This window comes from Cellulomonas sp. JZ18 (assembly GCF_009720485.1).
GTDB lineage: Bacteria > Actinomycetota > Actinomycetes > Actinomycetales > Cellulomonadaceae > Cellulomonas.
In genome coordinates, this window is sequence record NZ_CP045245.1 from 289,128 (window position 1) to 309,418 (window position 20,291).

At 73.1% G+C, this 20,291-nt stretch carries 15 protein-coding genes and 1 pseudogene; 13 read left to right on the forward strand and 3 right to left on the reverse strand.

What is annotated here, in order from left to right; all coding sequences use genetic code 11:
- Window positions 1-46: 46 nt before the first annotated feature.
- The 6 genes from GC089_RS01305 to GC089_RS01330 all read left to right on the forward strand — a co-directional run bounded on the left by GC089_RS01305 (window position 47) and on the right by GC089_RS01330 (window position 6,485).
- Complete coding sequence (locus GC089_RS01305; RefSeq protein ID WP_155376163.1) at window positions 47-1,345, forward strand: ABC transporter substrate-binding protein; 1,299 nt, start codon at window positions 47-49, stop codon at window positions 1,343-1,345.
- 14 nt (window positions 1,346-1,359) lie between these two features.
- Complete coding sequence (locus GC089_RS01310) at window positions 1,360-2,373, forward strand: carbohydrate ABC transporter permease (protein ID WP_155376164.1); 1,014 nt, start codon at window positions 1,360-1,362, stop codon at window positions 2,371-2,373.
- Window positions 2,373-3,266 carry a carbohydrate ABC transporter permease gene (locus GC089_RS01315; RefSeq protein ID WP_155376165.1) on the forward strand — a complete coding sequence of 298 codons (894 nt, stop codon included), beginning with the start codon at window positions 2,373-2,375 and terminating at the stop codon, window positions 3,264-3,266. The genes GC089_RS01310 and GC089_RS01315 overlap by 1 nt, the downstream gene beginning before the upstream one ends.
- A 347-nt stretch (window positions 3,267-3,613) precedes the next feature.
- Window positions 3,614-5,041 carry an endo-1,4-beta-xylanase gene (locus tag GC089_RS01320; protein ID WP_155376166.1) on the forward strand — a complete coding sequence of 476 codons (1,428 nt, stop codon included), beginning with the start codon at window positions 3,614-3,616 and terminating at the stop codon, window positions 5,039-5,041.
- 140 nt (window positions 5,042-5,181) lie between these two features.
- Window positions 5,182-5,577 carry a metalloregulator ArsR/SmtB family transcription factor gene (locus GC089_RS01325; RefSeq protein ID WP_155376167.1) on the forward strand — a complete coding sequence of 132 codons (396 nt, stop codon included), beginning with the start codon at window positions 5,182-5,184 and terminating at the stop codon, window positions 5,575-5,577.
- The gene (locus GC089_RS01330) at window positions 5,574-6,485 is read left to right on the forward strand and encodes a cation diffusion facilitator family transporter (RefSeq protein ID WP_155376168.1); all 912 of its coding nucleotides are present in this window, start codon (window positions 5,574-5,576) and stop codon (window positions 6,483-6,485) included. Before GC089_RS01325 ends, GC089_RS01330 begins: the two co-directional genes overlap by 4 nt.
- A gap of 21 nt (window positions 6,486-6,506) precedes the next feature.
- Here GC089_RS01330 and GC089_RS01335 read toward each other — a convergent pair whose 3' ends face one another.
- Window positions 6,507-7,553, reverse strand: coding sequence for a phosphotransferase family protein (locus GC089_RS01335; RefSeq protein WP_230684980.1), 1,047 nt, complete (start codon window positions 7,551-7,553; stop codon window positions 6,507-6,509).
- Between the two features lie 158 nt (window positions 7,554-7,711).
- On the opposite strand from GC089_RS01335, the gene GC089_RS01340 reads away from it, so the two are divergent.
- The gene (locus GC089_RS01340) at window positions 7,712-8,269 is read left to right on the forward strand and encodes a DUF2231 domain-containing protein (protein ID WP_155376169.1); all 558 of its coding nucleotides are present in this window, start codon (window positions 7,712-7,714) and stop codon (window positions 8,267-8,269) included.
- A 15-nt stretch (window positions 8,270-8,284) separates the two neighbouring features.
- Here GC089_RS01340 and GC089_RS01345 read toward each other — a convergent pair whose 3' ends face one another.
- Together GC089_RS01345 and GC089_RS01350 are read right to left on the reverse strand one after the other, a co-directional pair.
- Window positions 8,285-9,604 carry an MFS transporter gene (locus GC089_RS01345; protein WP_155376170.1) on the reverse strand — a complete coding sequence of 440 codons (1,320 nt, stop codon included), beginning with the start codon at window positions 9,602-9,604 and terminating at the stop codon, window positions 8,285-8,287.
- Window positions 9,605-9,653: 49 nt separating this feature from the next.
- Window positions 9,654-10,556 (reverse strand): hypothetical protein, encoded by a 903-nt coding sequence (locus tag GC089_RS01350; RefSeq protein WP_155376171.1) that lies wholly within the window; start codon window positions 10,554-10,556, stop codon window positions 9,654-9,656.
- A gap of 151 nt (window positions 10,557-10,707) precedes the next feature.
- Between GC089_RS01350 and GC089_RS01355 the strand changes: the two genes are divergently transcribed.
- The 6 genes and pseudogenes from GC089_RS01355 to GC089_RS01380 all read left to right on the forward strand — a co-directional run bounded on the left by GC089_RS01355 (window position 10,708) and on the right by GC089_RS01380 (window position 20,265).
- Window positions 10,708-10,998: a GNAT family N-acetyltransferase gene (locus tag GC089_RS01355; RefSeq protein WP_155376172.1), complete on the forward strand. Its 291-nt coding sequence runs from the start codon at window positions 10,708-10,710 to the stop codon at window positions 10,996-10,998.
- 447 nt (window positions 10,999-11,445) lie between these two features.
- Complete coding sequence (locus GC089_RS01360) at window positions 11,446-12,951, forward strand: glycosyltransferase family 2 protein (protein WP_155376173.1); 1,506 nt, start codon at window positions 11,446-11,448, stop codon at window positions 12,949-12,951.
- 835 nt (window positions 12,952-13,786) lie between these two features.
- Window positions 13,787-14,182, forward strand: a pseudogene (locus GC089_RS19570) (glycoside hydrolase family 26 protein); the annotation flags it as partial.
- A 651-nt stretch (window positions 14,183-14,833) separates the two neighbouring features.
- A complete protein-coding gene (locus GC089_RS01370; RefSeq protein ID WP_155378859.1) occupies window positions 14,834-16,234 on the forward strand; it encodes a UDP-glucose/GDP-mannose dehydrogenase family protein in 1,401 nt (466 codons plus the stop codon).
- 511 nt (window positions 16,235-16,745) lie between these two features.
- Window positions 16,746-18,311 (forward strand): glycosyltransferase, encoded by a 1,566-nt coding sequence (locus GC089_RS01375; RefSeq protein WP_155376174.1) that lies wholly within the window; start codon window positions 16,746-16,748, stop codon window positions 18,309-18,311.
- Window positions 18,304-20,265: a glycoside hydrolase family 26 protein gene (locus GC089_RS01380; RefSeq protein ID WP_230684981.1), complete on the forward strand. Its 1,962-nt coding sequence runs from the start codon at window positions 18,304-18,306 to the stop codon at window positions 20,263-20,265. The genes GC089_RS01375 and GC089_RS01380 overlap by 8 nt, the downstream gene beginning before the upstream one ends.
- Window positions 20,266-20,291: the final 26 nt, after the last annotated feature.

Genomic DNA, 20,291 nt, shown 5'->3' on the forward strand with positions numbered 1-20,291 from the left:
CGGGCCATCCGGCCGGTACTCGACGAGGAGTAGGAAGGCAGCTCGGATGAACATCAGGAAGGTGCTGGCGGCCTCGACCGCGGCGCTCGTGTGCGCCGGCGGACTGGCGGCGTGCGGCGGCGGCGGTGACGGCGGATCCGGCGGTGACGGCGGCGACGTCTCGATGACGTTCTGGCACAACGCGTCCACGGGCGCCGGCAAGCAGTTCTGGGACGACACCGTCGCCGCGTTCATGGAGGAGAACCCCGGCGTCACCATCAAGGTCCAGTCGATCCAGAACGAGGACCTCGACGGCAAGCTCCAGACGGCCCTCAACTCGGGCGACGCGCCGGACATCTTCCTGCAGCGCGGCGGCGGCAAGATGGCCGCGATGGTCCGGGCCAACCAGCTGCTCGACATCAGCGACCTCATCACGGACGAGACCAAGGAGCTCATCCCCGAGGGCTCGTTCAAGGCGAACCAGATCGAGGGCAAGACGTACGCGATGCCCATCGCGGTGCTGCCCGGCGGCATCTGGTACAGCAAGGACCTGTTCGCCCAGGCCGGGATCACGTCGACGCCGACCACGATCGACGAGCTGGACGCCGCGGTGTCCGCGCTCAAGGCCGCGGGGATCCAGCCGGTCGCGCTCGGTGCCAAGGACGCCTGGCCGGCGGCCCACTGGTACTACTTCTTCGCGCTGCGCGCGTGCAGCCCGGACACGCTCGAGGCGGCCGCGGAGTCCATGACGTTCGACGACCCGTGCTGGGTCGACGCGGCGGAGAACCTCAAGGCCTTCGCGGACACCGAGCCCTTCAACGAGGGCTTCCTCACCACGGCCGCGCAGCAGGGCGCCGGCTCGTCCGCGGGTCTGCTCGCCAACCACCAGGCCGCCATGGAGCTCATGGGCGCGTGGAACCCCGGGGTCATCGCGTCCCTCACGCCGGACGAGCAGCCGCTGCCCGACCTCGACTGGTTCCCGTTCCCGGAGGTCCCGGGCGGCGAGGGCGAGCCGGGCTCGATCCTCGGCGGGGTCGACGGCTACTCGTGCTCGGCCCAGGCGCCGGAGCAGGAGTGCGCGGACTTCCTCAACTTCATCGCGCGCACCGACGTGCAGGAGGACTACTACCGCGCGTTCAACGCGCCCACGGTGAACACCGAGTCGCAGAAGGTCATCGAGGAGCCCTACCTGCAGAACGTGCTCGCCGCGTACAACGCCGCGCCGTACGTCTCGCAGTGGCTCGACACGGTGTACGGCCAGAACGTCGGCAACGCGCTCAACGTGGGCGTCGTCGACATGCTCGCCGGCAAGCGCGACGCCGCGGGCATCGTCGAGGCGGTCAACGACGCCGCGGCGCGGTCCTAGGGGCACCGGACCCGATGACGTCCATCCGCGAGAACTCGCCCCCCGCGGGCTCGCGCGGCGACCTGCCGGCCGGCGGGAGCGGCACCCCCGTGGTGCCGCCCCCGCCGGTCCGGCGTCGGCCCGGCCTCGGCTGGGCCGAGCGCCTCGAGATCGCCGCGCTGTCCGGCCCCGCCCTGATCGTCTTCCTCGCCTTCGTGATCTTCCCCGTGGTCATGGCCGCGTACTACGGCTTCTTCCGCTGGGAGGGGTACGGGGTGCCGACGGACTTCGTGGGGCTGAAGAACTACGTCACGATCCTGCAGGACCCGCTGTTCCACGACGCCCTGCGGCACAACGCGACGATCGTCGTGCTCTCACTCGTGCTGCAGGGACCGGCGGCGGTCCTGCTCGCGCTGCTGCTCAACCGGCGCATGCGCGGCCAGTCGCTCATCCGCGTCCTGATCTTCGTGCCGTACGTGATCTCCGAGGTCGTCGTCGGCACCGGCTGGAGCCTCATGCTCCAGAGCACCGGCGCGCTCAACGACCTGCTGGGCAAGATCGGCCTCGGCGCGCTCGAGAACGAGTGGCTGTCCGACCCCGACATCGCGATGTGGACCCTCATGGGGATCATCACGTGGAAGTACGTCGGGTTCGCCGTGATCATCTTCCTCGCCGGCCTGCAGGGGATCCCGGAGGAGCTGCACGAGGCCGCGGCGATCGACGGCGCGTCCTACTGGCAGGTGCAGCGCCGGATCACGCTGCCGCTGCTGGGGCCGACGCTGCGCATCTGGGCGTTCCTGTCGATCATCGGCTCGCTGCAGCTGTTCGACCTCGTCTACATCATCTGGGGCCAGTACATCGCCTCCACGGCGGGCACCTCGACGATGGCGACCTACATGGTCTCGTACGGCCGCAACGCCGGCAGCTACGGCTACGGCAACGCGGTCGCGGTCGTGCTCTTCCTGATCTCGCTCGTCGCCGCCCTCGTCTACCAGCGCTTCGTGCTGCGCCGGGACACCGAGGGCGCCCTCACGGGAGGTGCGCGCTGATGGCCGCCTCGTCCCTCGCCCCGCCGCCGCTGCGGCCGGCACCCCGCCTCCTGCGGGGCCGCCGGGCCCGGGCCCCGCTGCCCTGGGGCAGCCCCGCGGTGTACGCGGTGGCGACCCTGCTGATCATCGCGATGCTCGCACCGGTCGCGTACGTGGTGGTCGGCGGGTTCCGCACCAACGCGCAGATCACCTCCGACCCGTCGGGCCTGCCCTCGCCCTGGCAGGCGGGCAACTACCTCGACGTGCTCGGCGGCGGGGTGTTCTGGCGGCAGGTCGCGAACTCGACGGTCGCGGCCCTGGCCACCACGGTCGGCGTCGTCGCGCTCGGGCTCATGGTGAGCTTCGTCCTCGCCCGCTACCGGTTCCGCGGGCAGGGGCTCATGTACGCGCTGTTCGCGGCGGGCCTGATGTTCCCGATGACCGTGGCCATCACGCCGCTGTACATCCTCGTGCGGACGCTGGGCCTGATGAACGACCTCGGCGGGGTGATCCTGCCGCAGATCGCGTTCGCGCTGCCGACCACCGTCATCATCCTCGTGCCGTTCCTGCGGGCGATCCCCACGGAGCTGCAGGAGGCGGCGGCGATCGACGGGTGCAGCCGCCTGGGCTTCTTCTGGCGCATGGTGCTTCCGCTGTCGCTGCCCGGCGTCATCACGGTCGGGATCCTCGCGTTCATCGCGAGCTGGAACAGCTACCTGCTGCCGCTGTTCATCCTCAACGACGCGGACGCCTTCACGCTCCCGCTCGGGGTGCAGGCCTTCGCGTCGGAGTACTCCGTGGACACCGCCAAGGTGCTGGCCTTCACGTCGCTGGCGATGCTGCCGGCGCTCGTGTTCTTCAGCCTCTTCGAGCGGCGCATCGTCGGTGGGCTGACGGGTGCCGTGAAGGGCTGACGCAGGCCCCTGCGGGGGAGGGCCGGCGGGGCCGTGCGGGACGGTGAGAGGGGCCGTCCCGTGCGGCCCCGTCGCACGTCCGGACCCGGCTCGCACGGGGCGCCGAGGCTCCGATAGTTCCGAACGGCGCTCTGGCAACTCGTTGCACCTGCACCGCTGGCGCGGCGCCAGACTACCCGCCGAGGCGCGTCTACATCGATAGAGATCACCCTCCGGAGTGATGAAACGGTTCGAAAGCCGGCCGAAACCCGATCGGTGTCCGGCACCCGTTGACCGGCTTCGCGGAGGCGTCGGAGGGTGGCGTGCCGGTCCCCGCCGGTCTGTCCCACCACCCCGAGGAGGGTTCGATGACGACCCCACGTCAGAGGGCGCGACGTCGCCTGACCGGCGTCGTGAGCGGCGCCGCCGCCGCCACGCTGGCCGTGACGCTCGCCGTCCCGGCGTTCGCCGCCGGCGCGACGCTGCAGGCGGCCGCGGCCGAGAGCGGCCGCTACTTCGGCACCGCGATCGCCGCGAGCCGGCTGAACGACTCGACCTACACGACCATCGCGAACCGCGAGTTCAACATGATCACGGCCGAGAACGAGATGAAGATGGACGCGATGCAGCCCAGCCGCGGCCAGTTCAACTGGTCCAGCGGCGACCGCATCGTCAACTGGGCACGCCAGAACGGCAAGCAGGTCCGTGGGCACGCGCTCGCCTGGCACTCGCAGCAGCCGGGCTGGATGCAGAACATGTCCGGCAGCGCGCTGCGCACCGCCATGCTCGACCACGTCACGCAGGTCGCGTCGTACTACCGCGGCAAGATCCACTCCTGGGACGTCGTGAACGAGGCGTTCGCCGACGGCTCGTCGGGTGCGCGCCGCGACTCGAACCTGCAGCGCACCGGCAACGACTGGATCGAGGCCGCCTTCCGGGCCGCCCGCGCCGCCGACCCGGGCGCCAAGCTCTGCTACAACGACTACAACACCGACAACTGGCAGCACGCCAAGACGCAGGCCGTGTACAACATGGTCCGCGACTTCAAGGCGCGCGGCGTCCCGATCGACTGCGTCGGCTTCCAGGCCCACTTCAACTCGGGCAACCCGGTGCCGTCCAACTACGACGTCACGCTGCGCAACTTCGCGGCCCTCGGCGTCGACGTGCAGATCACCGAGCTCGACATCGAGGGGTCGGGCAGCTCGCAGGCGCAGCAGTACCAGGGTGTCGTGCAGGCCTGCCTCTCCGTCGCCCGCTGCACCGGCATCACGGTGTGGGGCGTGCGGGACACCGACTCGTGGCGCGCGTCGGGCACGCCCCTGCTCTTCGACGGGTCGGGCAACAAGAAGGCCGCGTACACGAGCGTCCTCAACCAGCTGAACCAGGGCGGCACGCCGGTGCCGAACCCGACGACGCCCGCGCCGAACCCGACGACGCCCGCGCCGAACCCGACGACGCCCGCGCCGAACCCGACGACGCCCGCGCCGAACCCCGGCGCGAGCTGCACGGCCACGTACTCCGAGGGCCAGAAGTGGAACGACCGGTTCAACGGCACGGTGACCATCCGCGCCAACACGGACATCAGCAGCTGGACCTCCACGGTGACCGTCCGCTACCCGCAGCGCATCATCGCGACGTGGAACGGCTCCCCGACGTGGGACTCGTCCGGCAACGTCATGACCATGCGCCCGAGCGGCAGCGGCGCGCTCGCGGCGGGCCAGACCGTGAGCTTCGGCTTCACCGTGCAGCACGGCGGCAACTGGACGTGGCCGTCGATCAGCTGCGCGGCGTCCTGAGCGACCGCGTGGTGCACGACCGGCCCTGACGGCCGGGCGACGGACGACGGGCGCGGCACCTGCGGGTGCCGCGCCCGTCGGCGTCCGCGGCCGGGGGGTTGTCCCGGCCGGTTCCGTCGCGCAATCATCGGCGGGTGACGATGACAACCGCGTCTGACGGTGCCGTGGCGGGCGACGCCGGCGTCCCCGTCGCCGCCGCGCTCTTCCGGTGCCTGGGCGACCCCTCGCGCCTCGCGATCCTGCGGCACCTGCTGCTCGGCGAGCACCGCGTGGTCGACCTGACGCGGCACATGAGCCTCGCGCAGTCGACGGTGTCGCAGCACGTCGCGTGCCTGCGTGACTGCGGCCTCGTCGTCGCCCGTCCCCAGGGGCGTGCCACCGTGCTCTCGGTCGCGCACCCGGCGGACGTGCTCGCGCTGCTGGCCGCCACCGAGGCCCTGCTCGGGCACGGCGGGGACGCGGTCGCGCTGTGCCCCGTGCGCCCTGCCTTCGGCGTCGGACCCGACGCCCGCGCCGGCGGCGAGGGCGCGGCGTGAGCGCCGGGCACCGCCACGGCACCGCGACGGGACGCCACCGCCGGCGCCTCGCCGTCGTCCTCGTCCTCACGCTCGTGGTCGCGGCCGTGCAGGTCGCCGGCGGGCTCGTCTCGGGCTCCCTCGCGCTCCTCGCGGACGCGGGCCACATGCTGACCGACGCCGGCGGCGTCACGATCGCCCTCGTCGCGGCCGCGCTCGCGACCCGCCCGGCGACGGCCGGCCGCACGTTCGGCCTGCAGCGCGCGGAGGTCCTCGCGGCGCTCGCGAACGGGCTGCTGCTGGCGGGGGTGGGCGTGTGGGTCGTCGTCGAGGCCGTCCGCCGCTGGTCCGACCCGCCCGAGGTCGCGTCCGGGACGATGCTGGCCGTCGCCGCGGTGGGGGCGGCCGCCAACGTCGCGGGCCTGCTCCTGCTGGGACCCGGCCGGGGCGAGAGCATCAACGTCCGCGGCGCCTACCTCGAGGTGCTCGCGGACCTCGCCGGGTCCGTGGCGGTGCTCGTGGCCGGCGTGGTGCTCGCGACGACGGGGTGGGCCCGCGCCGACGTCGTCGCCTCGTTCGTCATCGGCCTGCTCGTGGTGCCGCGGGCGTGGTCGCTGCTGCGGGACGTGGTCGACGTGCTGCTGGAGTCGACCCCGCGGGACGTCGACCTGGCCGCCGTGCGCGCGCACATCCGGGGCGTCCCGGGGGTCGTCGACGTGCACGACCTGCACGCGTGGACCATCACGAGCGGCGTGCCCGTGCTGTCCGCGCACGTGGTCGTCGACGACGCGTGCCTCGCCGAGAACCGCTGCGGCGAGGTGCTCGACGCGCTCGGCGCGTGCCTCGGGCAGCACTTCGACACCACCCACTCGACGTTCCAGCTCGAGCCGGTCGGCCACGCCGCGCACGAGGCCCCGCAGCACGCCTGACGCGGCGGCCGCCCCCGCGCCCTAGGCCGGGAGGGCCGCCAGCTCGTCCAGCGCCCACCGCACGGTGCGTGCGGCGAGGGTGAGGTACCCGAACGACGCCGGGTCACCGGCGGCGTCGTAGCGGCGGGGCACGGCCTCCACGCACAGCACGAGGCTCATGTGCAGCCGGTACAGCAGCAGGCGGGCCCGCGCGGCGTCGGACGTCACGTCCAGCGGTGCGCCGGCCTGCGCGGCGTAGCCCGAGAGCAGCCCGGCCGGGACCGGGCCGCGCCCGACCTGGTCGGCGCCGACGAGCTCGACGAGCGGGTCCGCCCACAGCGCCCGTTCGGCGTCGACCACGCCGACGAGCGCACCGTCGGCCGGGTCGACGAAGAGGTTCCCGGGCCACAGGTCGCCGTGCACGAGCGCGGGCCGGACCACCGCGGCGAGCGCGTCGTGGTGCCGCGCCGCGGCGTCGCGCACCTCCCGCGCGGGCACGTCGACGCCCCAGCGGCCCGCGTCCGCGAGGAGCGCGTCGAGCATGCGTCCGAACGCCTCCGGCCACGTGGCGCCGTGCAGGCGCGTGCCCGGCGGGTCCTGCGCGCCGCCGCGGGCGTGCACGGCGCCGACGTACCCGAACGCCTCGCCCGTCACGGTGTGCAGCCGGGCCATGAGCGCCCCGAGGTCCCGCTCGGCGCGGGCCGCACGCGGGTCGTCGGCGGGCGCGCCGAGGCCGGCGTCGGCCCACGGCACGCCGTCCAGGTGGGCGGCGACGACGACGTCGCCGGGGAAGGCGGTGCGGCTGTGGTCGGTCGCCAGCAGGCGCGGCATGAGCAGGTCGGGCCGGTCCGCGGCGAGCGCGTACACCAGGCCCTCGGTGCGCACGAGGTCGTGCTCGTACGTGAGCAGGCGGTCGTCGTCGACGGGTGCCGTCTTGACCACGACGCGGCGCCCGTCGCCCAGCGTCACGCGGTAGGTGGTCGCGAACATCCCGCCCGTGAGGCGCTCGGCCGCGACGACCGCGCCGAGGTGCGCGACCACCCGCGCCAGGCGGTCGAGGGGCGGTGCGTCGGCGTCGGTGCTCGTCACGGCGCGCACCCTAGCGCCGGTGCCCCCGCCGCCGCGCCGCCCCGCTCCCGCGACCGCGGACGAGTGCGGTCGCGCTGCGAGGTCCGGGCGGCGCGGCCATGCTGGACGCAGCGCCGGCAGGCGCGCCCGCGTCCCGCAGCGACCGTCCGGAGGCCCCCGTGTCCCACACGCGCTCGACCGACACCGACAACACCGCGCTCGGCTGGACCCTGCGGCTCGAGGAGGAGAAGGGCCTGGACCCGGCCGTCTCGGCGGCCCGGGCCTTCTACGCGCCCGTGCTGGGCAACGACTCCGTGCGCGGCCTGCTCAACGGCGAGCCGATCGGCCACGCGCTGCACCCGCTCATGACGGACCTGCCGCTCGGGCTGTGGATCAGCGCGACGACCCTCGACCTGGTCGGCGGCCGCAGCGCCGAGAAGGCCGCCGACCGGCTCCTCGGCCTCGGCGTGCTCGCGGCGCTGCCGACCGCCCTCACCGGGGCCGCCGACTGGTTCAGCGGCAACCGGCGCGTGCAGCGCGTGGGCCTCGTGCACGCCGCGCTCAACGGCGTCGGCCTCGGCATGTACGCGGGCGCGTACCTGCTGCGCAAGAAGGGCCGGCGCAGGCTCGGCAAGGCCGTGGTGCTCGCCGCGGGCGCCGTCGTGGGCGTCAGCGGGTACCTCGGCGGCCACATGACGCTCGTGCAGGGCTACCCCGAGGGCGGGCTGGCCGACTGAGCCGGGCGGGGCGGGCTAGTCGTCCGTCTCGCCGCGCGGACCCGCCTGGGACGCGTTCTCGCACGCGGCGACGCTCGCCCCGCCGGTCGCGCTCGCGCTGAGGTCCTCGACCCGCCGGACGGGGGCGTCGCCGGGCGTACGGCCGCGCGGGCGCAGGACCGGCAGGGCGACCAGCGTCGCGACGAGCGCGCCGGCACCCGCGACGACGACGACGAGGAACCCGGCGTGCGCACCGCCCGCGTCGATGCGCGTGCCCGCGACCGACGACCCGACGGAGACGCCCACGCCCAGCGCCGTGCCGACCCAGGTCAGCCCCTCGGTGAGGCGGCCGGCCGGCACGAGCCCCTGCACGAGGGCGTTGCCGTTGATGATCGACGGGGCGATCGCGAAGCCCACGACGAACATGACGACGGCCAGCACGGCCAGCGACTGGGCGAGGAAGAACGCGCACACCCCGACGGCGAGCGCGATGACGCCGACGGCGAACCGCCGGTGCAGCGGCGACGTCCAGTGCCGTGCGCCGTAGAGCAGCCCGGACACCAGCGAGCCGAGCGCGAACACCGCGAGCACGGGCCCGGCCAGCGCCGGCCGCCCGACCTCCTCGGCGAACGCCACGGTCGACACGTCGGTGGCGCCGAAGATCGCGCCCATCGCGACGAAGACGAGGACGAGGACCACCATGCCGGGGGAGCGGAGCACCGTGCCCCGTGGGCCCTGCTCGGCGGCGTCGGGCGCGGCGACGGGCGGCTCGGTGCGCCGCTGCGCGAGGAACGCGAGCCCGCCGAGGAGCATCGCGACGACGGGGACGACCAGGCCCGCGGACGGTGCGACCGAGGTCGCCAGCACCGTGGCCAGCACGGGTCCGACGACGAACACCAGCTCGTCGAGGGCGGACTCCAGCGAGAACGCGGTGTGCACGCGCCGCGGGTCGTCGCCGAGCGCGTGGTTCCAGCGTGCGCGCACGAGCGCGCCGAACGACCCGACGGTCGCCCCGGACAGCACGGCGGCGGCGTAGAGCCAGCCGGGGTGCGCGCGCAGGGTCGCCGCGACGACGAGGAGCGCGATCCCGGCGGCCGAGGTGAGCAGCGCGGGCCGCATGACGCGGGCCTGGCCGTACCGGTCGACCAGGCGGGCGATCTGCGGCGAGCAGACGGCCTGGGCGACGACGAACACGGCCGACACCCGGCCCGCGAGGCCGTAGGAGTGGTACAGCGCCTCGACCATGAGGACGATGCCGATGCCGACCATCGACATGGGCATGCGGGCGACGACGCCGGTCGAGGAGAACGCGAGTGCGCCAGGGCGCGCGAGGACGTCCCGGTAGGGCTGGAGCATGGCCTCACTCTCGCACCCGGTGGGGACGGTGCCCCGCCGGACACGGACGTCAGGTGCACTGGCCGAGGCGGTGCCCCTGCACGGTCACGTCGGTCAGTGCGGGGACCGCGCCGTTGCCGCGGCACTCGAGGTCGCCCGCGACAGCCGTCCGCGTGACCGCGATGCCCAGGGTGGGGTGCTCGGTGGCCCGGTTGTCGAGCAGCCGCAGGCTCCCGCCGACGACGGTCTGGTCGGGCACGGGCGAGGGGTCGTGCCCGCACTCGCTGTGGTTCTCCTCGTCGACGCCCGTGAGCGTCACCCAGTACCGCGCGTGCCGCACCGTCGCGTCGGCGGCGACACGCGTGCTGCAGACGACGACGGTCTCGGCCCAGGAGACCGTGAGCCCGCGCCCGAGGTGCGCGCCCGCCACGGACACATTGCCGCCGTAGGTGTTCACCCAGCCGCCGACCGTGCTCGCGTGCAGGGAGAGCCCGCCGACGAGCTCGCCGCGCCTGCTCGCGACGTTGAGCGCCCCGTGCACGTGGGAGAGGTACGCGTACACGTGCCGGGACGTGCCGCGCACGCTGCGTCCCACGGTCGAGCCCTGCAGGGCCAGCTGTCGGGCGCCGTCGAGCCAGACGCGTCCCGCGACGTCGGCCCGGTCGAGCACGAGCTGGGCACCGCTGCCCACCAGGACGTCCTCGCCCAGGACGCTCGGCGCGAGGCCGCGGACCTCGACGGACGCGCCGGGCTGCACCCACAAATCCCCGCCGACGTCGACGTAGGGGACGCTGCACGTGCCGTCGAGGACGACGTCGCCGGCCGCGACGACGGGGCCGGCCGTGCCCGTGCACGTCGTCACGGCGACGCCCGGTGGCGCGGCCGTGGCGGGCGGGGCGGTGACGGGAGCGAGCGCGATCGCACCCACGAGCGCCGCGGTCGTGGTGAGCACCGCACCGGTCCACCTGCGCATGGCCGCCCCCTTGCCTCGCCCTCGCCATCGTCCCTGGGGTGCGTGCGCGGGTCCAGGCCCTGCCTCGACTTCACCCGGTCCGTCGCCAGGGGCGGGTGGGCCGACGCACCCTCGACCTGCGCGACGGGCCGCCGTGCCCCAGGATCGGGGCATGAGCGACGTCGTGGTGAGCGAGGTGCCGGACGAGCGGCGCTTCGAGGCGCGCACGCCGGAGGGCGAGCTGCTGGGGTTCGCGGCGTACCACGTCGAGGGGGACGACGTCGTCCTCACGCACACCGAGGTGGACCCGCGCGCGGAGGGGCACGGCATCGGCTCCTCGCTCGTGCGGCAGACGCTCGACCAGCTCTCGGCGTCGGGGCGCGGCGTGGTCGCCGTCTGCCCCTTCGTCCGCTCGTGGGTGGACGCCCACCCCGACTACGCCGGGGTGCTGAAGAGGCGCTGATCACATCGGGACCGCCCACCAGGCGCGGGCAGGCTCACCCGTTCGTGAGACCTCTGTCACGTCGGACTTGACCCGCGTGACCACATGGACGACCGACCTACAGGTCCTCTGACCTGCGATGTGACCCGGTTTGCCCCAGGGCGTCGTGGACGTATGTCCGATTGAACCGTTTACCGGCAATTTACTGATACGTATTTGCCTTCACCCTTTGGGGCGGTGCATCCTCGAATCACCGACGCGGCGTGCGCACCCAGCGGCGCCCGGGTACGGCGGTGCGAGAGGACCCGGTCGACGACCGGGACCGACGGCCCGCCCCTCGGTCACAGCGGCCCAGCCGCACCCCGCCCAGACGTACGTCCTCCTCCACGGGGGGTCGTGCGTGTCCGGCTGCGCCGACGACGCCGATAGCCGATCAAGCCGATCCCTCCGGTTCTCCAGGAGATCCACTTGTTCATCTTCATCCTGCAGATGCGGCACATGATCGAGGCGCACAACGAGGTCTACCTCTTCGCTGTGTTCTCCGCTCTCGTGTGGGCGCTCTGGATCCTCAAGGTGGTGCTGTCGCGGCGCTACCGCCCCGTGACCGCGCCGTACCAGGTCAGCACCTCCGTGGTGATCCCGGTCGTCGACGAGCCGCTGGACCTGTTCCGCGACGTCCTGCGCCGCATCGTCGACCAGGAGCCGGACGAGATCATCGTCGTCATCAACGGCGCGCCGAACCCCGGCCTCGAGTCGGTCTGCGACGAGTTCGGCCCGGTCGTCCAGCACGTCCACACGCCGATCCCCGGCAAGCGCAACGCCGTCAAGATCGGCACCGAGATGTCGCGCGGCGAGATCACGGTCCTCGTCGACTCCGACACCGTGTGGACCGACGGCACCCTCCCCGAGCTGGTCAAGCCGTTCGCCGACCCGTCGGTCGGTGGCGTCACCACCCGGCAGCGCATCCTCGAGCCCGAGCGCTCCTGGATCACGCGCTGGGCCGACTGGCTCGAGAACACCCGCGCCCTCTACTCCATGCCCGCGCAGTCGGTGCTCGGCCAGATCGGCTGCCTGCCCGGCCGGACCATCGCGTTCCGCCGGCACATCCTCATGCAGGTCATGGACAAGTTCATGCACGAGAAGTTCCTCGGCGTCTTCCTCGAGGTCTCCGACGACCGCACGCTGACGAACCTCACGCTGAAGGCCGGCTACCGCACCGTCTACCAGTACACGAGCCTCGTCTACACCGACGCCCCGCTGCAGGTGAAGAAGCTCTTCAAGCAGCAGCTGCGCTGGTCGCGCGGCTCGCAGTACAACACCCTGCGCATGCTGCCGTGGATGCTCGGGCACGCCCCGGTGCTCGCGATCTTCTTCCTGACGGACATCATCCTGCCGTTCCTGCTCTTCGGGACGGTGGCCGGCTGGGTCTACCGCGCCGTGTCCGGCACGGGCGTGAACCTCTACCAGGCGATCCTGCAGAGCAGCGGCGTCAACGGCTGGGTCTGGGTCATCGGCCTGATGGTCGTCTCGTCCGTGCTGTCGATGGCGATCCGCCAGATCCGGCACCTGCAGGAGAAGCCCTCGGACTTCTTCCGCCTCCCCGTCTTCATCATCGTCTCGACGATGTTCCTCATGCCGATCCGGCTCATCGGCTTCTTCCGCATGGCCCACGTGGCCGGCTGGGGCACCCGCGCCGGCGCGTACACCGCGGGGCAGGAGGACGCCGTGGCCGACGACGTCATGGCGCAGCTCGAGCGGGAGAGCACGTCCGTGGACGCTCCGGTCGACCTGGTCGACCGCACCGCGTCCGGCGGGACCGCCGTGGCCGGTGACGGCAGCGTCGCGGTGCAGGCCCCGGCCCGCGCCCGCACCCGCACCGTGGCCCCGGCCCGCCGGCGCCACAACCCCCTCGCCCTCGTCCCCTACGCGATCGGGATCGTGATGTTCGCCCTCATGGCGGTGTTCTATGTCTGAGCGCAGCACGAACAAGCACTGGTGGAGCCTCAACGGCCGCCTCGGGTTCGCCGCCCGGCTCGGCGCCCTGGTGACCGCCCTCGCCCTCGGCGCCGTGACCGGCATCGTGTGGCTGTCCCCGTCCGGCGCGTCCGCCGGCACCCCGAAGACCGAGGCCGAGCTGGAGCTCGAGCGCGAGGTCGCGGACCTGCGCGCGATCCTCGCGGACCGCGACGACCAGCTCTCGGACGTCGAGCGCTGGCAGGCCAAGGCCAAGTCGGAGCGCGCCGCCGCGGCGGAGCGCGGCAAGGCCAAGGCCGAGGCCGAGAAGGCCGCAGCCGCGGCCGCCGGCCAGGACAAGGCGGCCGCCGCGCGTGCGGCCGCTGCCGACAAGGCGGCCGCCGAGCGTGCCGCCGCGGCCGAGAAGGGCCGCAAGAAGGCGGCGGCCGAGCGTGCCGCCGCGGCCCAGCGCGGCAAGGAGAAGGCGGCGCTCGAGCGGCAGCTGGCCGACGCGCGTGGCGACGCCGAGGGTGCGGCCATCCGCGCCGCGGTCGCGCAGAAGCAGGTCGAGGCGGCTCGTGCCGCCGCGGCCGCCCGTGCCGAGGCGGCGAAGCCGGTCAAGCCGACGGCTCCCGCGCTGGCCAGCCTCCTGGTGCCGGACCACCGCTACTTCGGCCTCTACACGGCCCAGTCGCCGTTCAACTGGGCCGAGTCGGACGACGTGGCGCGGCAGGTCGGCCTCGAGCCGAACATGGCCGGCTACTTCCAGGGCTGGGACTCGCCGTTCCGTGCCGACGCGGTCAACCGCGCGTGGGAGAAGGGCGAGCTGCCGTTCCTCACGTGGGAGTCGCGTCCCATGCTGGCCGACAACAACCAGGTCGAGGACCCGGCGTACTCGCTGCCCCGGATCATCGACGGCGCCTTCGACGACTACCTGCGCGAGTACGCCCGGGGCGTCGCCGCGAACGGTCTGCCGATGGCCATCCGTCTCAACCACGAGATGAACGGCAACTGGTACCCGTGGGCGGAGCAGGGCAGCAACGCCAAGCCCGTCAACGGCAACCGGCCCGGCGACTTCGTGAAGATGTGGCGGCACGTCCACGACATCTTCGAGGCCGAGGGCGCGAACGCGTTCGTCATCTGGGTCTGGTCGCCGAACATCGTCAACAACCTGCCCGCGACGAACAAGTCGCTCGCGTACACGCGCAGCCTGTACCCGGGTGACGAGTACGTGGACTGGGTCGGCATGTCGGGCTACTACCGCCCGCCGTACGCCGAGGGCCAGACGCCGACGTTCGACTACACGTTCGGCCGCACGCTCGACCAGCTCCGCGCCATCACGGGCAAGCCGATCGTCCTGTCCGAGATCGGTGCGTCCGAGTACGGCGGCGACAAGCCGGCGTGGATCACCGACCTGTTCGACGCCCTCGCCCGGCCCGAGAACGGGGACATCATCGGCATGGCGTGGTTCCACCACGCGGTGACGACGGTCTCCGGCGGCCAGCTGGTGACGAACGACTGGCGCATCACCTCGCGGTCGAGCTCCCTCGCGGCGTTCGTCGAGGGGATCCACGACCCGTCGGCCGGCTTCCTCCCGGGGGCCACCCCGGTGGCCGCCGCCCTGGCGGCCCTCGACGCGGCTCTCGCCGCACCGACCGACGCACCGGCCGACGCACCGGCCGCCCCCGAGGCGCCGGCCGCCCCGAGGCGGTCGTCCCGGAGCCCGTCCCGGCACCCGCCGAGCCGGCCCCGACGCCGGAGCCCGCCACCACGCCGGCCCCGACCCCCACGCCCACCTCGACGACGCCGGCCCGCCCGCAGGCCACCCCGTCGCCGACCGCCACCCGTTGATCCCGGGCGGGGCCTGCACGGCACGCCCCGCCCCACCTCTCAGGAGCACGTGATGAAGTCCCAGCGCAGCACCCGGCCCGAGACCGCCCCCGTCGCGGCCGAGGCCACCGCGTCCGCCCCGCAGGTGGACGCCCCCCGTATCACCGTTCTCGGTACCGGTTACCTCGGTGCGACGCATGCGGTCGCGATGGCCGAGCTCGGTTTCGACGTGGTCGGTGTGGACACCGACCAGGGCAAGGTCGACGCTCTGCAGGCGGGCAAGGTCCCGTTCTTCGAGCCCGGGCTGCCCGAGCTGCTGGAGAAGAACCTGGCCACGGGTCGGCTGCGGTTCACCACGGACGTGGCGTCCGCGGTGGCGCAGGGTGATGTGCACTTCGTGTGCGTGGGCACCCCGCAGCAGCGCACGTCGCACGCGGCGGACCTGCGGTTCGTCGAGGCCGCGACGACGGCGATCGCCCGTCACCTGACGAAGGACGCGGTCATCGTGGGCAAGTCGACGGTGCCGGTCGGCACCGCGGCGCGTCTGCGTGGGCTGGTCGCGGCCGAGGCCCCGGCGGGCCTGGACGTCGAGCTCGTGTGGAACCCGGAGTTCCTGCGTGAGGGCAAGGCCGTGCAGGACACGCTGCACCCGGACCGCATCGTGCTCGGCGGGGTGTCCGCCAAGGCCGAGGCGGTCCTGCGTCGGGTCTACGCGACGCCGATCGCCGAGGGTGCGCCGGTCGTGGTGACCGACCTGCCGACGGCGGAGCTGGTCAAGGTCAGCGCGAACGCGTTCCTGGCGACGAAGATCTCGTTCATCAACGCGATCGCGGGTGTGTGCGAGGCCGCGGGTGCGGACGTGACGGTCCTGGCCGACGCGCTGGGTCACGACGTGCGCATCGGGCGGCAGTTCCTCGATGCCGGTCTCGGCTTCGGTGGGGGCTGCCTGCCCAAGGACATCCGGGCGCTGATGCACCGGGCGAACGAGCTGGGTGCCTACCGGGCGACGGCGCTGCTGCAGCAGGTCGACGAGATCAACATGGGTCAGCGTGAGCGGGTCATCGACCTGGCGCTGGAGGCCTGCGACGGGTCGGTCCTGAACAAGCGGATCGGTGTGCTCGGTGCGGCGTTCAAGCCGCTGACCGACGACGTGCGTGACAGCCCGGCGCTGAACGTGGCCGCGGCGCTGCACCTGCGTGGTGCGCAGGTCACGGTCTACGACCCCGAGGCCGGTGACACCGCCCGTCGCCTGTTCCCGACGCTGTCCTACGCGACCGGTGTCGAGGAGGCCGTCGAGGGCGCCGACGTCGTCCTCGTCCTGACCGAGTGGGACGAGTTCCTGCAGGCGGACGCGGCGCGGCTCGCGCCGATCGCGAACCACGCGAAGATCATCGACGCCCGCGGCAAGCTCTCCGCGGACGCCTGGCGCGCCGCCGGGTGGCAGTTCACGGGTCTGGGCCGCACGGCCGCCTGACCCGTCGCACGACCGCGAACGCGCGGTCCGGCTCCTCACGTCTCCGAGGGGCCGGGCCGCGCGTTTCGTGTTTCCCGGGATGCCGGTCGCGGGTGAGCGGGTCTCCCGGGGCGACCGACTGGTGAGACGGGTGCGCTCCCACGCCGGTGCAGAACGGTCGAACTGGACATTCGTCACGAAGTGGCGCTGACCAGCGCGTTGACCCGATTTGTCCTGTCTGCCCAGGACAAATGTCCAGAATGACCGTTCACAGGAAGTTTGCCGGAATGGCTTTCGCGGCGTGCTGCAGCGCGGGCATGGTGGCACCACCCCCGACCGGCAGCGCCGCATCCAGCGGCGCGGCGGCAACGCACGGTGCACGGACACCCGGAGAGCTCCCGGGTGCCGCCGTGGTCCCGGTCGATCCGGCCTCGAGGCCCGACCGCAGGACTGGGTCGGGCCTCCGGCCCCTGCTCCTGCTGTGCGCCGATGACGCCGTCCAGCTCATCCGTACCGGCCCGCCAGGAGACTCATGTTCATCTTCATCCTCCAGCTTCGGCACATGCTCGAGGGTCAGAACGAGATCTACCTCTTCGCCGTCTTCTCCACCCTCGTCTGGGCGCTGTGGGTCCTCAAGGTCGTGCTGTCGCGGCGGTACCGCCCCGCGACGGCCCCCTACGAGGTCAGCACGTCCGTCGTCGTCCCCGTCGTGGACGAGCCCCTCGACCTCTTCCGCGACGTGCTGCGCCGCATCGTCGACCAGCGCCCGGACGAGGTGATCGTCGTCATCAACGGCGCCGCCAACCCCGGCCTCGAGGCGGTCTGCGACGAGTTCGCGCCCCTCGTGCGGCGCACGCACACCCCGGTCCCGGGCAAGCGCAACGCGGTGCGCATCGGGACGCAGATGTCGCGGGGCGAGATCACCGTCCTCGTCGACTCCGACACGGTCTGGACGGACCGCACGCTCGCCGAGCTGGTCAAGCCGTTCGCCGACCCGTCGGTCGGCGGCGTCACGACCCGCCAGCGCATCCTCGAGCCGACGCGCTCGTGGATCACGCGCTGGGCCGACTGGCTCGAGAACACGCGCGCCCTCTACTCGATGCCGGCGCAGTCCGTCCTGGGGCAGGTCGGCTGCCTGCCGGGCCGCACCATCGCGTTCCGCCGGCGGATCCTCATGCAGGTCATGGACGCCTTCATGACGGAGAAGTTCCTCGGGGTGTTCCTCGAGGTCTCCGACGACCGGACGCTGACGAACCTCACGCTGAAGGCCGGCTACCGGACGGTGTACCAGTACACGAGCCTGGTCTACACCGACGCCCCGCTGAAGATCCGCAAGCTCGCGAAGCAGCAGCTGCGCTGGGCGCGCGGGTCGCAGTACAACACCCTGCGGATGCTGCCCTGGATGGTCGGGCACGCGCCGGTCCTGGCGATCTTCTTCATCACCGACATCCTGCTGCCGTTCCTGCTGTTCGGGACGATCGCGGGCTGGGTGTACCGCGCGGTCTCCGGCACGGGCGTGAACCTCTACGAGGCGATCCTCGAGAGCACGACGCGGCTCGAGGGCTGGGCCTGGGTGGTCGGTCTCATGATCGTCTCGTCGGTGCTCTCCATGGCGATCCGGCAGATCCGGCACCTGCAGGAGAAGCCCTCGGACTTCTTCCGCCTGCCGCTGTTCATCATCGTCTCGACGCTCTTCCTGATGCCGATCCGGCTCGTCGGGTTCTTCCGCATGGCCCACGCCGCCGGCTGGGGCACCCGCGCCGGGGCGTACTCGGGAGGTGCCGAGCACGCCGTGCCGGACGCCGACCTCATGGCCGAGCTGGAGCGCGTGGACGACGCCGACGCACCCGTCGACCTCGTCGACCGCACACCTCCCGGCGGCACGCCCGTGGTCGCAGGCGCCGTCACGACCCCGGCGGGCACGGCCCCGGCCGGCACGTCCACGGCCGCCGCGCGCCTCGCGCTGCGCAGCCGCGCGCGCCAGCGCGCCCAGGTGGCCGGTGCGCTCCCCGCGCGCCGGCGGCCGAACCCCCTGGCTCTCGTCCCCTACGCGATCGGACTGGTGATGTTCTCGGTGATGGCGGTGTTCTATGTCTGAGCGCACGAGCAGGCACTGGTGGACGCTGACGGGCCGGCTCGGTCTCGTCGCGCGGACCGCGGCGCTCGTCGTCGCGCTCGCGCTGGGCGTCGTCACGGGGATCGTGTGGCTCTCGCCGTCCGAGGCCACGCCGACCGCCAAGAGCGAGCTGGAGAAGCAGCTCGAGCAGGAGAACGCGGACCTGCGCGCGATCCTCGCGGACCGGGAGGACGAGCTCGCCGCCCTGGAGCGCTCGCAGGGCAAGGCCAAGGCGGAGCGCGCCGCGGCCGCCGAGCGGGGACGTGAGAAGGGGGCCGCCGAGAAGGCCGCCGCGAAGGCCGCCGAGGAGCGCGGCAGGCAGAAGGCCGCCGCCGAGAAGGCCGCGGCGGCCGAGCGCGGCAAGCAGAAGGCCGCCGCCGAGAAGGCGGCCGCCGCGGCCCGGGGCCGCGACAAGGCGGCCGCGGACCGTGCCGCCGCCGCCCGGCGCGCGGCGCAGAAGGCCTCGCTGGAGAAGCAGCACGCCGCCGCCGTCGGCGCGCTCGAGGCGGCCCGGCGGGCGGCGGAGCAGGCGGCGCGCGAGCGCGACGCCCAGAAGGCGCGTGGCGACGACCTGAGCAACCAGGTCAACAACCCCGCGCCCCGGCCGCCGGCGCCGCCGAAGCCCCGCCCGGTCACGCCGACGCTCGACGAGCTGCGCACGCCGCAGGACCGCTACTTCGGGCTGTACACGACCCAGTCGCCGTTCAACTGGGCGGAGTTCGACGACATCACGCGCAAGGTGCAGGCCGTCCCGGACATGTCCGGGTACTTCCAGGGCTGGGACGGCGACTTCCGCCCCGACGCCGTCACGCGCTCGTGGGAGAAGGGGATGCTCCCGCTGCTCACGTGGGAGTCGCGCCCGATGCTCGCGGCGAACGACCAGGCGGTGGACCCGGACTACTCGCTGCCCGTGATCCTCGGCGGCAGGTACGACGAGTACCTGCGCAAGTACGCCCGGGACGTCGCCGCCCACGGCATGCCGCTCGCGATCCGCCTCAACCACGAGATGAACGGGTCCTGGTACCCGTGGGGCGAGCGCGAGTGGGGCGGCGGGCCGCTCAACGGCAACCGCAAGGGCGACTTCGTGAAGGTGTGGCGCCACGTGCACGACATCTTCGAGGAGGAGGGCGCCAACGAGTACGTCCTGTGGGTCTGGGCGCCGAACATCGTCAACGCGCTGCCCGACTACGCCAAGTACTCGTCGTGGTACATGAAGTCGCTGTACCCGGGCGACGAGTACGTCGACTGGGTGGGCCTGTCCGGCTACTTCCGCCCGCCGTACCGCGCGGACCAGACGCCGACCTTCTCCTACACCTACGACCGGTCGCTCAAGCAGCTGCGGGAGATCGCGCCGTCCAAGCCGATCCTGCTCGCGGAGATCGGCGCCTCGGAGATCGGCAACCAGAAGCCGCAGTGGGTCACGGACCTGTTCGACGCACTGGCCAGGCCCGAGAACCAGGACATCATCGGCATCGCGTGGTTCCACCACACGGTGACGACGATCAGCCAGGGCCAGCGGGTGACGAACGACTGGCGCATCAACTCCCGCGCCGACTCGCTCCGCGCGTTCGTCGAGGGGATCCACGACCCCGCTGCCGGGTTCGGGTACGCACCGCTCCCGGCACCGGCGGCCGCGGCCGCCGGACCTGCGGACGCCGCACCTGCCGCCGACGCCGCACCCGCGGCTCCCGAGGCGGCACCGGCGCCCGTGTTCGGTCCGCCGACCCCGACGCCCACCGGGACGCCCACCGGGACACCCCCCGCGACACCGTCCCCGCCCGCCGCGACGCCCCCGGTGCCCGCACCGGCCGTCACGCCGGACCCGGAGCCGGCCCCGGCGCCCGCGCCGGCGCCGACGGAGACCGTCGCGGTCCTCCGGGCGACGGACGAGCAGTCGCTCGCTCCCGCCGGCGCCACGCCCGCACCCACGCCCTGACGGCGACCAGGGTCTGACGGCGACCC